Origin of the sequence: Pseudomonas siliginis (assembly GCF_019145195.1) — a bacterium.
Lineage (GTDB): Bacteria > Pseudomonadota > Gammaproteobacteria > Pseudomonadales > Pseudomonadaceae > Aquipseudomonas > Aquipseudomonas siliginis.
Genome location: NZ_JAHSTW010000001.1, coordinates 244,717 through 258,632, shown reverse-complemented (window position 1 = coordinate 258,632; position 13,916 = coordinate 244,717). Strand labels below are relative to the sequence as shown.

The following is a 13,916-nucleotide window of genomic DNA, read 5'->3' as shown; positions in this document are numbered from 1 at the left end:
TCGATTTTGTTCACTTGCCTGGAATGACCAGCGAGGCGAAAAAAAGGGACAGACTTCAGCCAGTTTTTTCTGCACGCGGTACCAGTGACACCCAAAATCGCGTTCGCGTATGCACATCGACGGGCAAACTGGCTGCCAGCAGTACCAGCACTTGATCGGTATCGTCGAGGCGAAAGCTGCCAGTGACGCGCAGCGATTCCAGCGCCGGGTCCCAGCGCAGAACACCCGAGCGGTAGCGACTCAGCTCGCGGAGGAAATTACCCAGCGGCTGGTTCTGCGCCATCAGCACGCCATCGCGCCAACCGGGCATCAACGCATCGAACGCCGTCACCGCCCCGGCGCCCGAAGCTTGCAGGCTGACTTGCTGGCCTTGCTGCAATACCAGCGTCGGGCCGTGCAGTGGCTGCAATTGCACCGAACCGCGCAACACGCAGACCTGGCAATCGCGCGCATTGAGGCGCACCGAGATGTCGCTGTGCTTGACGATCATCCGTCCATAAAGCGCGTTGACGATAAAGGCTGAATCGCCTGCCGCGTTGAGCGCCATCTCGCCACGAATCAGCGTCAACTGACGTGCCGCCAGATCGACATTCACCGCGCTGTCGGTGTTGAGCAGCAATGAAGAATCCTGCGCTAATTGCACTTTGCGCCGCTCGCCGGTGTTGGTGTGCAGGTCGGCGCGCCAGACCTCCAGCGGCAGCTCGCGTCCGATCAACCACACCGCCGGCACCAGCGCCGCCACGCCCAAGGCACGCTTGAGAGCAGCGCGCCGCGCCGGATCAGGCCGATCCAGCGTGGCCATGGCCAGTGTCAGCGGCAAACCTGCGAAACGCTGGCGAAGCTGCTGGATTTTCTGCCAAGCGTTTTCGTGGCGACTGTCACTGGCGCGCCAATGCTGCAACCGTGCGTGATCTTCATCACTGGCACCACCGGACTCGAGCAGTGCCAGCCATTGCGCCGCTGCCCGCGCCACTTCCCGCGTTTCCTCGCTGGGGGCAACGCGCATCACAGATCCACCAGCAAGCAATGCTCGTACGCGTGGGTCATGTAGCGTTTCACCGTGCGCTCGGAAACCTGCAAGCGCTCGGCAATCTCGCGGTAGCCAAGTCCCTCGAGTTGACTCCAAAGAAATGCCCGGCGCACCGGGCGCGGCAAGCCATCGAGCAATTCATCCAGCGCCTGCAAGGTTTCCAGCAGCAACCAGCGCTGCTCCGGCGACGGTGCGCACGCTTCCGGCAATTGCGCCAAGGCATCGAGGTAGGCTTTTTCCAGATGGCGCCGCGTGTAGAAATTGCTCAGTAGCCGTTTGCCGACGGTGAGCAGATACGCGCGCGGCTCGCGCAATTCAGCCAGTGGCGGCGCGTTGCACAGGACGCGGACAAAGGTGTCTTGACTGAGGTCCGCCGCATCCCACGCATTGCCCATGCGCCGGCGCAGCCAGGTTTCCAGCCAGCCGCGATGCTCGCGGTACAACTGCTGCAGGCTTTGCTCCGACGGTGACGTGGCTTCAATCATCTCAAGAGACCCTGCGCGAAGGTAGATTCAAATGAGACTGATTCTATTTAACTTCTGCGAGGACACAAAGCCTTTTTCTGCTCAGCGCTTGAGCGTTTCGCTCGGCAGCTCCTTGAAAAGCGCGCGGTAACTGCTGGAAAACCGCCCCAGATGCCAGAACGACCAGCGCATCGCCACTTCGGCAACGGTGGTTTCGCAAGGTCGGCGCTTGAGCAATTCACGGTGCGCACTGTTTAGCCGTCTCAGGCGCAACCAGTGGCTCGGGGTCATCCCGGTGTAGGCCTTGAAAGCCTGTTGCAACTGGCGCAGCGGCACGCCGGCAACGTGAGAAAGTTCGAGCAGATTAACCGTGTCTTCCGGCGAATCAGCCGCCCACTCCCCTACTCTTTTGATGATCTGGCGTTCGTTGTTGCGCCGCTGCAATCCGCTGCGATCAAGGCTGGTGTGAGCGTTATCAAGGATGAACAGGCAGTCCTCAAGCAACTGTTGAGTCAGACGATCTTTATCAAGTGGATCAGCAGCTTGCGACAACTTCGTGAGAATCGAGCTTAACCAGCCGCTGAACAAAGCGTTCTGGCCGCAGTTCAGCGGCGCCATGAACAAACCCTCGAGCTTTGCCACTTGCAAACCGTGCTCGCGGACAAAGTCCGGACCGAATACCACGGCGATTTCCCGGTAGTTCTCCGGGGTGATCCAGATGTTGCGGCTCTCTTCGTTGAGCAGGTACAGCGCGTTGTCGCTGCGATCGAAACAGAACGCCAGAGCCCCGGATGGCGCACTGAAATTCTGCTCGACCCGGGTGTTCATCTGTTCTTCGTAAACCTCGACGCCCTGCAGATCGAGATAGCGAATCTGCCCAGCGAAATGCCCCGGCGACATCTGCTGGTAATGCTGGACCCAGCCCGGTGTAGCGCGGATTTGCTCGGCCACGTCGGCGGTATTGAACGCTTGTACCTGAAGCGGATTGCACGTTGTCATGGGGTGACCTTGCGCACTCTTTTGGTGCGCTTTGGTGCTGCTGAAAGTGGATAGATGGAATCGCAAGCCGCGCCCAAGATAGTCGCCAACGCGCCACAGGGGAAGGGGCGGAAGATGAAACCCGCCCTCCCCGGCGTCTACAAAACCAATAACGAGGTCTTTATGAACGCCCCTTTCGATCAGCTGTTCACCTGGCTGAAAGATCACAAGATTACCGAAGTCGAATGCGTGGTCAGCGACCTGACCGGCATCGCCCGCGGCAAGATTGCACCGACCAACAAGTTCCTGCATGAGCGCGGCATGCGCCTGCCGGAGAGCGTGCTGCTGCAAACGGTAACCGGGGATTTTGTCGACGACGACATCTACTACGACCTGCTCGATCCGGCCGACATCGACATGGTGTGCAAACCGGTTTCCGATGCCGTGTATGTCATTCCGTGGGCCATCGAGCCGACCGCCATCGTCATCCACGACACCTTCGACAAGTTTGGCAATCCGATCGAACTGTCGCCGCGCAACGTGCTGAAGAAAGTCCTGCAGCTCTACACCGACAAGGGCTGGAAGCCGATTGTCGCGCCGGAAATGGAGTTCTACCTGACCCAACGCTGTGAAGACCCGGACCTGCCGCTCAAGGCACCGCTGGGTCGTTCGGGCCGTGCGGAAAGCGGTCGCCAGTCGTTCTCGATCGATGCCGCCAACGAGTTCGATCCGCTGTTCGAAGACGTCTACGACTGGTGCGAACTGCAAGGCCTGGATCTCGACACGCTGATCCACGAAGACGGCCCGGCGCAGATGGAAATCAACTTCCGCCACGGCGATGCGCTGGATCTGGCTGACCAGATCACCGTGTTCAAGCGCACCCTGCGCGAGGCGGCGCTCAAGCACAACGTCACCGCGACGTTCATGGCCAAGCCGATCGGCGACGAGCCGGGCAGCGCCATGCACCTGCACCAGAGCGTGGTCGAGATCGCTACGGGTCAGCCGATCTTCGCCGATGCCGAGGGCAACATGAGCGAGCTGTTCCGTCATCACATCGGTGGCTTGCAGAAATACATCCCGAAAGTGCTGCCGATGTTCGCGCCGAACGTCAATTCGTTCCGCCGCTTCCTGCCGGACACTTCGGCGCCGGTCAACGTCGAATGGGGCGAAGAGAACCGCACGGTGGGCCTGCGTGTGCCGACTTCTGGTCCTGAATCGATGCGCGTGGAGAACCGCTTGCCCGGCGCCGACGCCAACCCGTATCTGGCGATTGCCGCGAGTCTGCTCTGCGGCTACATCGGCATGGTCGAGAAGATCGAGCCGAGCGCGGCGGTCGAAGGCCGGGCCTACGAGCGCCGCAATCTGCGCCTGCCCATCACCATCGAAGAAGCCCTGACGCAGATGGAAGAGTGCCCGAAGGTCGCCGAGTACCTGGGCAGCAAATTCGTCCGTGGTTACGTCGCGGTCAAACGCGCCGAGCACGAAAACTTCAAGCGCGTGATCAGCTCGTGGGAGCGGGAGTTCCTGCTGCTCAGCGTCTGACGGCGCCCCGTCCCTGTGGGAGCGAGCCTGCTCGCGAAGACGTCAGTACATTCAATTGATCGTTCCCACGCTCCCGCGTGGGAATGCATCCCGGGACGCTCTGCGTCCCATCCAAAGCCGAACGCGGAGCGTCCGTTGCGGCATTCCCACGCAGAGCGTGGGAACGATCATTACAAGAAGAGGTGTCGATATGCGTCTATTGAAATCCGTACTCCCGGTCGCAATGAGCGTGCTGTTCAGTGCCGTAGCCCACGCCGAGCCCCAAGTCAGCGTCTACAACTGGACCGACTACATCGGCGAAACCACCCTCGCCGACTTCCAGAGCAAGACCGGGATCAAGGTGATCTACGACGTCTTCGACTCCAACGAAACCCTTGAAGGCAAACTCCTCGCCGGTCGCACCGGATACGACGTGGTAGTCCCGTCCAACCATTTCCTCGCCCGTCAGGTAAAGGCCGGCGCGTTCATGAAGCTCGATCGTTCACAGTTGCCAAACTGGAAGAACTTGGACCCAAAACTGCTTGAATTGCTTGAGAAAAATGATCCTGGCAATGAGCACTCGGTGCCCTATCTGTGGGGTACCAACGGCATCGGTTACAACGTCGATAAGGTCAAGCAAGTGCTCGGCATCGACCACATCGATTCCTGGGCCGTGCTGTTCGAACCCGAAAATCTGAAGAAGCTCAGCCAGTGCGGTGTGTCGATGATGGATTCCGCCGACGAAGTCTTCCCGGCCATCCTCAACTACATGGGCATGGACCCTCGCAGCGAAAAGCCCGAGGACTATAAAAAGGCCGAAGCCAAGCTGCTGAGCATCCGTCCGTACATCACCTATTTCCATTCCTCCAAGTACGTGTCGGACCTGGCCAATGGCGACATCTGCGTCGCGTTCGGTTACTCCGGCGATGTGTTCCAGGCAGCCAACCGCGCCAAGGAAGCGAAGAACGGTGTGAATATCGCTTACGCCATCCCCAAGGAAGGCGCCAACCTGTGGTTCGATCTGCTGGCGATCCCAGCCGACGCGAGCAACGCCAAAGAGGCGCACGCCTTCATCAACTACCTGCTAGATCCGCAAGTGATCGCCAAAGTCAGCGCCACCGTCGGCTACGCCAACCCGAATCCGGCGGCCAAGCCGTTCATGGATCAGGAACTGGTCAACAACCCTGAGGTTTACCCGCCGCAGTCGGTGCTCGACAAACTCTACATTTCCTCGACCCCGCCCCAGGCGATCATGCGTCTGATGACCCGGTCGTGGAGCAAAGTGAAGTCGAACAAATGAATCAGCACAGCGCACAACACGCCCGCTCCTATTACGCAGCTTCTGCACGGACGACCACGCCCTACCCTGCGCTGGATGGTGATTTGCTTGCCGACGTCTGCGTAATCGGTGGCGGCTTCACTGGCGTCAACACCGCGATTGAGCTGGCGCAGCGCGGTTTGTCGGTGGTGTTGCTCGAGGCGCGACGTATCGGCTGGGGCGCCAGCGGGCGCAATGGCGGGCAGCTGATTCGCGGCATCGGCCATGAAGTCGAGGGTTTCACCCGTTACGTTGGCCAGGACGGCGTGCGCTATCTGCAGCGCGCCGGCATCGATTCGGTGGAGCTGGTGCGCCAGCGCATCACTGAAAACGCTATCGACTGTGATCTGCGCTGGGGCTTTTGCGAACTGGCCAACACCGCCGCGCAATTCGCCGCGTTCAAGCAGGAACAGGACAGTCTCGCCGAACTCGACTATGCCCACGAAACCAGGCTGGTCGGCCCGCAGCAGATCCGTCAGCAAGTGGTCGACGCCGGAGTGTACGCCGGCGGATTGATCGACATGGGTTCGGGCCATTTGCATCCGCTTGATCTGGTCCAGGGCGAAGCGCATCTCGCGGCATCGCTAGGCGTGCGTATCTTTGAGCAAAGTCCGGTGCTGGAAATCCTCCATGGCCCGACCGTCGAGGTGCGTTGCGCCACGGGTTCAGTGCGCGTCGGCAGCCTGGTGCTCGGCTGCAACGCGCATCTTGATGACCTCGAGCCGAAACTCAGCGGCAAAGTGCTGCCCGCCGGCAGTTACATCATCGCCACCGAGCCGTTGGACGAAAGCCGCGCCGCGCAGTTGATTCCACAGAACCTGGCGCTGTGCGATCAAAAGGTCGGACTCGATTATTACCGACTCTCGGCTGATCGACGGCTGCTGTTCGGCGGCGCTTGTCATTATTCCGGGCGCGATCCGGCGGACATTGCCGCCTATATGCGCCCGAAAATGCTCAAGGTGTTCCCGCAACTGGCCGACGTGCACATCGACTACCAATGGGGCGGGAAGATCGGCATTACCGCCAATCGCTTCCCCCAGGTTGGCCGACTCAAACAGCACCCGAACGTGTTTTACGCGCAGGGTTATTCCGGTCATGGCCTCAACGTCACCCACTGGTGCGCGAAATTGCTGGGCGAAGCCATTCATGCCGGGCATAGCCAGGGCATGGACGTGTTCAGCAGCGTGCCGCACATGACCTTCCCCGGCGGCCCGGCGTTGCGTTCGCCGCTGCTGGCGCTGGGCATGTTCTGGTATCGCCTGCGCGAAATGCTCGGTTAACAGGCGCTTACACTGATCGTTCCCACGCTCTGCGTGGGAATGCAGCCCGGGACGCTCCGCGTCCCAAACTCGATGAAAAGATCGCAGCCTTCGGCAGCTCCTGGACTGCAATCGCGTCCCACGCCAGCTATACACATTTGCTCTATCGCCAAGCACTTCTATATTGATGAAGTGCTTTTGCGTTCCTGACGCTCAGTGCCCGATTAATTGAGGAGGACATGGATGAAGTCGTCAGCCAGCGACGAGCCGCGAGCACCCGGTCAGGCGCCGATCAAAACCCGCCGATTCGGTATCTCGCTGGTATGGATCGTGCCGATCGTGGCGGTGCTGGTGGGCATTTCGCTGGTGATTCACAACATCCTCCAGGAAGGCCCGACGATCACCGTCACCTTCAAGACCGGCGATGGCCTGACCGCCAACAAGACCGAAGTCAGGTACCGCAACGTAGTCATCGGCCATGTCTCCGATGTTGAACTGGCCAACGACCATAAACACGTCAACGCCACGATCAAACTCGCCAAGCAGGCCGAAGCCTTCACCCGCGAGGACTCGCAATTCTGGGTGGTACGTCCGCGCATCGGCGCCGGCGGGGTATCGGGCATCGACACACTGCTGTCGGGCGACTACATCGGTGCCGACATTGGCCAGGCCAATACCCGTACAAAAAACTTCAAGGGTCTGGAAAACCCGCCGCCGATCACCTACGGCGAACCGGGCAAGCGCTTCACCCTGCACACCGCCGACCTCGGCTCGCTGGACATCGGCTCCCCCGTCTATTACCGCAAGATCCCAGTCGGCCAAGTGGTGTCCTATGCCTTGGACCAGGACGGCAAAGGCGTCAACATCGAAGTGTTCGTGCATTCGCCCAACGATGCCTACGTCACCGAAAACACCCGCTTCTGGAACGCCAGTGGCATCGACATCAATGTCGGCGCCAACGGCTTTGCGGTGAAAACCGAATCGCTGTCGACCCTGCTGGTCGGCGGCATCGCTTTCCGCGCCCCGGACTACAGCCCCGACGATAAGCCGGCCAGCGACGACAAGAGTTTCGAGCTGTTTGCCAACCAGACCGCCGCCCTCGCCCCGCCCGACGGCAAGGCGCAATACCTGGCGCTGCGGTTTGATCAGGCGTTGCGCGGCCTCAAGGTGGATGCGCCTGTCGAGTTCCTCGGTATCGAAATCGGCCGGGTGGTGGCGGTCAATCTCGACTTCGACGAGGTCAAGCGCACCTTTCCGGTGAATGTCGGCATTGTCATTTATCCGCAGCGACTCGGCCGTGCCCACGCGAAGATTCTCAAGACCTACCATGGCGACGAAAACGACGAGGCCACCGGCGCGCGCCTGATCGGCACGTTCATCGAAAATGGCCTGCGCGCCCAGGCCCGCAATGGCAACCTGCTCACCGGTCAGTTGTATATTTCGCTGGATTTCTATCCCAAAGCGCCGAAAGTCGCGTTCGACCCCAAGGCACGGCCGGTCACCATTCCGACAGTCCCCGGCAGCCTTGAACAGTTGCAGGAAAAACTCGAGGCGATGGTCAACAAGATCAACGCGCTGCCGGTGGAGCGCATCGCCAGCAACCTCGACGGCAATCTGGTCGAGCTGCGCAAAGGCCTGAAGCAGTTCAATGCCAGGACCCTGCCGGGCGTGCAGAGCACCCTCGCCGACGTCAGCAAGACCTTGCAGTCCGCCAATTCGACTCTCGCCGAGGACTCACCGCAACGTGAGCAGTTGACCGAAACCCTCGACGAACTCGGGCGCATGTCGCGCTCGTTGCGAGAGCTGTCGGATTACCTCGGTCGCCACCCTGAGTCGCTGATTCGCGGACGCCCCGACAACGCCGCGCCGCTGGACCTTAAAGGACCGCCACGCAATTGAGCACAGGAGCTGAATCCATGGTTTTACCGTTGAAGATCACCCTGCTCGCTGCGCTCGTGCTGCTGGCCGCGTGCCGTAGCGACCCGATCAGCTTCCATACGCTGACCCCGGCGCAACCGGGCGCCAGCCGCAACGGCGCCGATATCGCCATTGAAAGCATCAGCGTGCCGCCACAGGTCGATCGCGCGCAGATCGTGATTCGCCAAGGCAACAGCGGCGTAGCGATTCTGGAAACCGATTGGTGGAGCGCCACCCTTGCTGATGAGTTGCGCGGCGCGCTGGTCGATCAATTGAGCGGCGGCGTCGGCCAGCAGCGCGCCTCCGTGCGTATCGACGTGCAGCGCTTCGATTCGATTCCCGGCCAGTACGCCTTGATCGACGTGAAATGGCGAGTGCGCCCATCAGGTGCGGCGGACGCGGCGCTGCTGAGCTGTCGCTCGGTCTTGCAGACACCTTCAGGGCCGAGCATCGACGAACTGGTGACCGCGCAACAGAACAACGTCAAACGCCTCGCTGCGCACATCGCGCAGGGTGCCAGCGGCTCGCGCTGCCCGCCGCGGACCTGACACCGTTTACAAATCGAAGCGATCCACCGCCCGCCGACGCTCGTTGTCATCGCGCACATCGTAGTTGGCAGTCGTCTGGATATTGCTGTGATGCGCCAGTTTCTGCGCGATCGACAGGTCGTGCTCTTCGATCACCCGGGTGATGAATGAACGCCGAAAATCGTGGGGCATGATTTTTACCCCGACCTGCGTACCGCGCTGGCGGGCGATGTAGTAAATCGCGTGTTTGGTGATGCGCTCGCGGGTGATGTGGCTGCCCCGGCGAATGCGATTGAACAGAAAAGCATCGTCGCTCTCGCCTTCCTTGAGCTGTGAACGACGCAGTTCCAGCCAGGCATCGAGCTTGGCAAAGGCCCAGGCCGGCGCGTACTTGATCAGCTGTTTGTTGCCCTTGCCGGTGACGGTCAGGCTGCGCTCTTTGAAGTCGACCTGACTCAGATCCAGATCCACCGATTCCGACTTGCGCATGCCGGTGCCGTACAGCAGCGCTATCACCGCCGCATCACGCAAGCCCTGCGGGCGCGGGTCGGCAGCGCAGACTTCCATCAGTTCGTGAATCAGCGTGCGCTTGAGGTTGCGCCCCTGGGACAGCCGTGTGCCGGCTATGCCCTTGACCGAACGCATCTTCAACAGGTGATCCTGGCTGATCAGGCTCATGCGCCACGCCTCGTTCATCACCCCGCGCACGGCATTCACGTACAGCGAAGAGGTGTTCGGTGCATAACCATCGGCACGCAAAGCGGCCACCAGCGCTACAACGTCTTCCGGTTGCAGGCCGTGCCAGGGGATTTCTTCGATATCGACGTCCTCGAAACCGAGGCGGTCAGCGGCATCTTGCAGCACATAGCGCATGGTCAACTGGCTGGAAGGTGCCAGTCGTGCCAGGTAAACGGTCAGCGGATTGCTGGTGGACGGTGCAGGTTGGGTACTCGACAAATCACTCAAACGAAACGGCCTTGAAATAAAAAACGATTCAACAAAAACAATAAATGCATGAAATGAAACGCAAAAAAACGGCGTGACGCAATGACAGGGGTTGCCGCGAAAGGCCGACAACCTGCCGTTCGAGGCCATAAAAGTCAATCGGGCATTCCCCGAACGGTCTGTTTGCGGCTTTATCAGCACGGTAGGCGAACTGAAACATCGCGCTCTTATCTTCAAACCACGGAACTGCGAGCAGGAGTGCGGCATGAAGATCACGGTGTTTGGCAGTGGTTATGTCGGTCTGGTGCAAGCGGCGGTGCTGGCTGAGGTCGGTCACGACGTAGTTTGCATGGATGTCGACGCGCAGAAGATCGAGCAGTTACGCCAGGGCCACGTCAGTATCTTCGAGCCGGGGCTGGCCAGCCTGGTGCGCGAGGGCCTGGATTCGAAACGCCTGCAATTCACCACCGATGAGCGGCTTGCGGTGTTGCATGGGCGTGTGGCGTTCATCGCGGTAGGCACGCCGTCACGCGAGGACGGTTCGGCGGATCTGCGCTACGTCCTGTCGGTCGGCGACGCGATTGCCCGGCATCGCCAGCAGCCGTTGATCGTGGTGGAAAAGTCCACGGTGCCGGTGGGCACGGGCGATGCTTTGCGCAGCCACATCGAAAAGGCCCTGATCAAGATTGGCCGCCTGTTGCAGTTCGATATTGTCTCCAACCCGGAATTTCTCAAGGAAGGTTCAGCGGTTGCTGATTGCCGGCGACCGGATCGCATCGTCATCGGTTGCGAAGGCGTTGAAGTGCGCGATGTGATGCGCGATCTGTACGCGCCGTTCAACCGCAACCATGACCGCATTCTGTTCATGGACCTGCGCAGCGCCGAGCTGACCAAATACGCCGCCAACTGCATGCTGGCGACCAAGATCAGCTTCATCAACCAGATCGCCGAACTCGCCGAGCACCTGGGCGCAGATATCGAAGCAGTGCGCCAAGGCATCGGTGCCGATACGCGGATCGGCTATCACTTCATCTATCCGGGTTGCGGCTACGGCGGTTCGTGTTTCCCCAAAGACATGCGCGCGTTGATTCACAGTGCCGAGCAAGCGCACTGTTCCAGCGACTTGCTGCAAGCGGTGGAGGCGATCAACCAGCGCCAGAAGCACAAGCTGTTCGAGCGCATCACCGCGTTCTACCGGGGCGATTTGCGCGGCAAGACCTTTGCCCTGTGGGGCCTGGCGTTCAAGCCCAACACCGACGACATGCGCGACGCGCCGAGCCGGGTTATGCTTGAGGATTTATGGGCTGCCGGTGCCAATGTGCGTGCGTTTGATCCGGAGGCCATGGTCGAAACGCAAAAGCTCTATCCAGATGAGTCGAAGCTGATGTTGATGGGGACGCCGGAATCGGTACTGGCCGGCGCCGATGCGCTGATCATCTGCACCGAATGGCAACAGTTCAAGGCCCCGGATTTCGAGCTGATCAAACAGCGCCTCAACAGCCCGGTGATCTTTGACGGCCGTAACCTGTACGACGCCGAGCGCCTGGCGCGCAATGGCTTTCAGTATTTCCCGATGGGGCGCGGTGAATCGTGCAAGTTGCCGATCACCTTGCGGCAGTGGCCGGCGGCTTCGGATGTGGCTTGAACTGGCCCGCCGGTGGCCAGTGCTGGCAGTGGACTGCACACAGACCGTGTGGGAGCTGGCTTGCCAGCGATGACGGAATACCAGCCGATTCAAATGTTGCCTGACACACCGCAATCGCTGGCAAGCCAGCTCCCACAGGGACAATGTGCATGGGGCGATGGGGGTTGACCGGTGGCGGCTGCCCAGAGAGGATGGCGTTCGCCCACGCTTCCCGAATAAGGACATTCCCCTTCCGTGGCCATCTATTCGCCGTTTATTCGCCGGTTGATGATCAGCTCGTTGACCGTGGTCATCAGCCGCGCCCTGATCAGTCCTCTGCTGACGCTGTTCCTCAGCAATAAGCTTGGCCTCGATCCGCAGGATGTCGGCTTGCTGCTGGGTATCGCCGTGTTCAGCGCAACATTGCTGTCGCTGTACGGTGGCTACATCATCGACAAGCTGGACAAGCGCCAATTGCTGATTGTGGCCATGCTCTCCAGCGGTATCGGCCTGATCCTGCTGACCTTCGCGCAGAACCTGTATCTGGTCACTCTGGTGCTGATCATCAGCGAAACCGCGTCGGCGCTGTTCCTGATCGGCTCCAAGGCGATCCTCAGTGAAAACCTGCCGGTGGGCCAGCGGGTCAAGGCGTTTTCCCTCAATTACACGCTGACCAATATCGGCTACGCCGTCGGCCCGATGATTGGCGTGGTGATTGCCGGGGTGCAGCCGTCCGCGCCGTTCATCGTTGCCGGTGCGATCGCCATTGGCAGTATTTTCCTGCTGCTCGGCGCGGCCAGGGATGCCAGTCCGATAACTTCCGGCAGTGCGCCGCAAAGTTTCCTCAACACGCTGATGATCCTGAAAAACGACCGCACCATGGTGCTGTTCACCCTCGGTTGCCTGCTCAGCACATTGGTGCACGGGCGCTTTACGCTGTACCTGTCGCAATACCTGCTGGTCACCCACACCCAGCAACAGACCCTGGACACCATGGCCGCCCTGCTCGCCTGCAACGCAATCACAGTGATCCTGCTGCAATACCAGGTGGGTCGCTGGCTCAGTCGCGAACACCTGCGTCACTGGATTGCTGGCGGCACTGCGCTGTTCATCGTCGGGTTGATTGGCTTCAGTGTGGCGGACAGCCTGCTCGGCTGGTGCGTGGCGATGTTCATCTTCACCTTGGGCGAAATGATCATTTACCCGGCAGACTTCCTCTTCGTCGACACCCTCGCCCCGGAGGCGCTGCGCGGCAGTTACTACGGCGCGCAGAATCTATCGGCACTCGGCGGCGGGGCGAGCCCGGTGCTGTGCGGGTTTCTGCTGATGCACACGCCGGCGCCGAGCATGTTCTACGCCCTCAGCGGTTTGGCGGCGTTGGGTGGATATCTATGCTTCGTCAGCGCGCGGCGCACCCGTTCAATGCAAAAATAGTGCACTAAAACTGCATTTATATGAATTTGTCAGCATCGAGTTTGATCGGCAAACTACGCGCGTTCCTCCCCCAATGTTGGAACGCTTCTAGGGCTTTCCGGATTTGCCGGACAAGTCCTTTTTTTTGCCCCGGATTTTGTAAAGGATCAGTTCTACATGCTCGCTCGCTGGTTGCCCGCTGCCATCAACACCCGCCCTACTGAATGGAGCCGTGCCGCGATCGGCATGGCCCTGGGCACGCTGTTCAGTGTGTGGATGTGCGCGCAGGTGTTCGGCCATGACGTTGCCTTTCACCTGGTCGGCCCGCTCGGCGCTTCGGCGGTGCTGCTGTTCGCGGTGTCCTCGGGCGCCCTCGCCCAGCCATGGTCGATTCTTGGCGGCTACCTGTGTGCTGGCGTGGTCGCCTTGCTGGTCGCCCATGTGCTTGGCCGTACGCTGGGCAGCGCCTGCCTCGCCGCCGGCATGGCGGTGATTCTCATGTGCTGGCTGCGTTGCCTGCACCCACCGGCCGGCGCCTTGGCGTTGACGCTGGTGCTGGCCGACCCGGCAACCATCGCCATGGACTGGAAAGCCATGGAGCCGGTGATGCTCGGCGCCCTTTGCATGCTCGTCAGCGCGCTGGCCTATAATAACCTGACTCGCATACGCTATCCGAAGCGAGCTGCTGACCCGGCACCGCCAGTGGTCCCGGTCGACCGCCAGGCAATTACCGCCGAAGACCTGAAACTGGCGCTGGCCGACATGGAAGCCTTCATCGACGTCACCCCCGAAGACCTCGAACGTCTGATTCACGCCAGCGAATTGCACGCCAAGCGCCGCAGCATCAGCGAAACCTTTCGATAGCCACGCAATTTCGAGGCATGTAAAAACGCAGATTCCCCCTGCACATATCCCCGTTG

The 13,916-nt window shown here is 60.5% G+C and carries 12 protein-coding genes; 8 read left to right on the top strand and 4 right to left on the bottom strand.

What is annotated here, in order from left to right:
- Window positions 1–55: 55 nt before the first annotated feature.
- From KVG87_RS01115 to KVG87_RS01105, 3 genes are all read right to left on the bottom strand, one after another.
- Window positions 56–1,006: a DUF4880 domain-containing protein gene (locus KVG87_RS01115; protein WP_217848725.1), complete on the bottom strand. Its 951-nt coding sequence runs from the start codon at window positions 1,004–1,006 to the stop codon at window positions 56–58.
- Window positions 1,006–1,515, bottom strand: a complete 510-nt coding sequence (locus tag KVG87_RS01110; protein WP_217848723.1) for a sigma-70 family RNA polymerase sigma factor — start codon at window positions 1,513–1,515, stop codon at window positions 1,006–1,008. The genes KVG87_RS01115 and KVG87_RS01110 overlap by 1 nt, the downstream gene beginning before the upstream one ends.
- An 81-nt stretch (window positions 1,516–1,596) precedes the next feature.
- Window positions 1,597–2,493, bottom strand: coding sequence for a helix-turn-helix domain-containing protein (locus KVG87_RS01105; RefSeq protein WP_217848721.1), 897 nt, complete (start codon window positions 2,491–2,493; stop codon window positions 1,597–1,599).
- A gap of 162 nt (window positions 2,494–2,655) precedes the next feature.
- Here KVG87_RS01105 and KVG87_RS01100 point away from each other — a divergent pair, with 162 nt between their 5' ends.
- From KVG87_RS01100 to KVG87_RS01080, 5 genes are all read left to right on the top strand, one after another.
- Window positions 2,656–4,014, top strand: a complete 1,359-nt coding sequence (locus KVG87_RS01100; RefSeq protein ID WP_016774729.1) for a glutamine synthetase family protein — start codon at window positions 2,656–2,658, stop codon at window positions 4,012–4,014.
- 190 nt (window positions 4,015–4,204) lie between these two features.
- Window positions 4,205–5,293 carry a polyamine ABC transporter substrate-binding protein gene (locus KVG87_RS01095; RefSeq protein ID WP_217848719.1) on the top strand — a complete coding sequence of 363 codons (1,089 nt, stop codon included), beginning with the start codon at window positions 4,205–4,207 and terminating at the stop codon, window positions 5,291–5,293.
- Complete coding sequence (locus tag KVG87_RS01090; protein WP_217848717.1) at window positions 5,290–6,591, top strand: NAD(P)/FAD-dependent oxidoreductase; 1,302 nt, start codon at window positions 5,290–5,292, stop codon at window positions 6,589–6,591. Before KVG87_RS01095 ends, KVG87_RS01090 begins: the two co-directional genes overlap by 4 nt.
- Before the next feature lie 222 nt (window positions 6,592–6,813).
- Window positions 6,814–8,469: a PqiB family protein gene (locus tag KVG87_RS01085; RefSeq protein ID WP_217848715.1), complete on the top strand. Its 1,656-nt coding sequence runs from the start codon at window positions 6,814–6,816 to the stop codon at window positions 8,467–8,469.
- A 17-nt stretch (window positions 8,470–8,486) separates the two neighbouring features.
- Window positions 8,487–9,035: a PqiC family protein gene (locus tag KVG87_RS01080; protein WP_217848713.1), complete on the top strand. Its 549-nt coding sequence runs from the start codon at window positions 8,487–8,489 to the stop codon at window positions 9,033–9,035.
- 6 nt (window positions 9,036–9,041) lie between these two features.
- On the opposite strand, the gene KVG87_RS01075 is transcribed toward KVG87_RS01080, so the two are convergent.
- The gene (locus tag KVG87_RS01075; protein ID WP_307845070.1) at window positions 9,042–9,980 is read right to left on the bottom strand and encodes a site-specific integrase; all 939 of its coding nucleotides are present in this window, start codon (window positions 9,978–9,980) and stop codon (window positions 9,042–9,044) included.
- Window positions 9,981–10,224: 244 nt separating this feature from the next.
- Between KVG87_RS01075 and KVG87_RS01070 the strand changes: the two genes are divergently transcribed.
- The 3 genes from KVG87_RS01070 (at window position 10,225) to KVG87_RS01060 (ending at window position 13,860) form a co-directional block, all read left to right on the top strand.
- A complete protein-coding gene (locus KVG87_RS01070; protein ID WP_217848711.1) occupies window positions 10,225–11,604 on the top strand; it encodes a UDP-glucose 6-dehydrogenase in 1,380 nt (459 codons plus the stop codon).
- A 234-nt stretch (window positions 11,605–11,838) separates the two neighbouring features.
- Entirely contained in the window at window positions 11,839–13,017 is a 1,179-nt protein-coding gene (locus KVG87_RS01065; RefSeq protein WP_217848708.1) for an MFS transporter, read from the top strand.
- A gap of 156 nt (window positions 13,018–13,173) precedes the next feature.
- Window positions 13,174–13,860: an HPP family protein gene (locus KVG87_RS01060; protein WP_024012953.1), complete on the top strand. Its 687-nt coding sequence runs from the start codon at window positions 13,174–13,176 to the stop codon at window positions 13,858–13,860.
- Window positions 13,861–13,916 lie beyond the last annotated feature (56 nt).

Coding starts and splice junctions, on each gene's coding strand:
- KVG87_RS01115 (WP_217848725.1), bottom strand. CDS start 1,006: ATGCGCGTTGCCCCCAGCGAGGAAACGCGGGAAGTGGCGCGGGCAGCG.
- KVG87_RS01110 (WP_217848723.1), bottom strand. CDS start 1,515: ATGATTGAAGCCACGTCACCGTCGGAGCAAAGCCTGCAGCAGTTGTAC.
- KVG87_RS01105 (WP_217848721.1), bottom strand. CDS start 2,493: ATGACAACGTGCAATCCGCTTCAGGTACAAGCGTTCAATACCGCCGAC.
- KVG87_RS01100 (WP_016774729.1), top strand. CDS start 2,656: ATGAACGCCCCTTTCGATCAGCTGTTCACCTGGCTGAAAGATCACAAG.
- KVG87_RS01095 (WP_217848719.1), top strand. CDS start 4,205: ATGCGTCTATTGAAATCCGTACTCCCGGTCGCAATGAGCGTGCTGTTC.
- KVG87_RS01090 (WP_217848717.1), top strand. CDS start 5,290: ATGAATCAGCACAGCGCACAACACGCCCGCTCCTATTACGCAGCTTCT.
- KVG87_RS01085 (WP_217848715.1), top strand. CDS start 6,814: ATGAAGTCGTCAGCCAGCGACGAGCCGCGAGCACCCGGTCAGGCGCCG.
- KVG87_RS01080 (WP_217848713.1), top strand. CDS start 8,487: ATGGTTTTACCGTTGAAGATCACCCTGCTCGCTGCGCTCGTGCTGCTG.
- KVG87_RS01070 (WP_217848711.1), top strand. CDS start 10,225: ATGAAGATCACGGTGTTTGGCAGTGGTTATGTCGGTCTGGTGCAAGCG.
- KVG87_RS01060 (WP_024012953.1), top strand. CDS start 13,174: ATGCTCGCTCGCTGGTTGCCCGCTGCCATCAACACCCGCCCTACTGAA.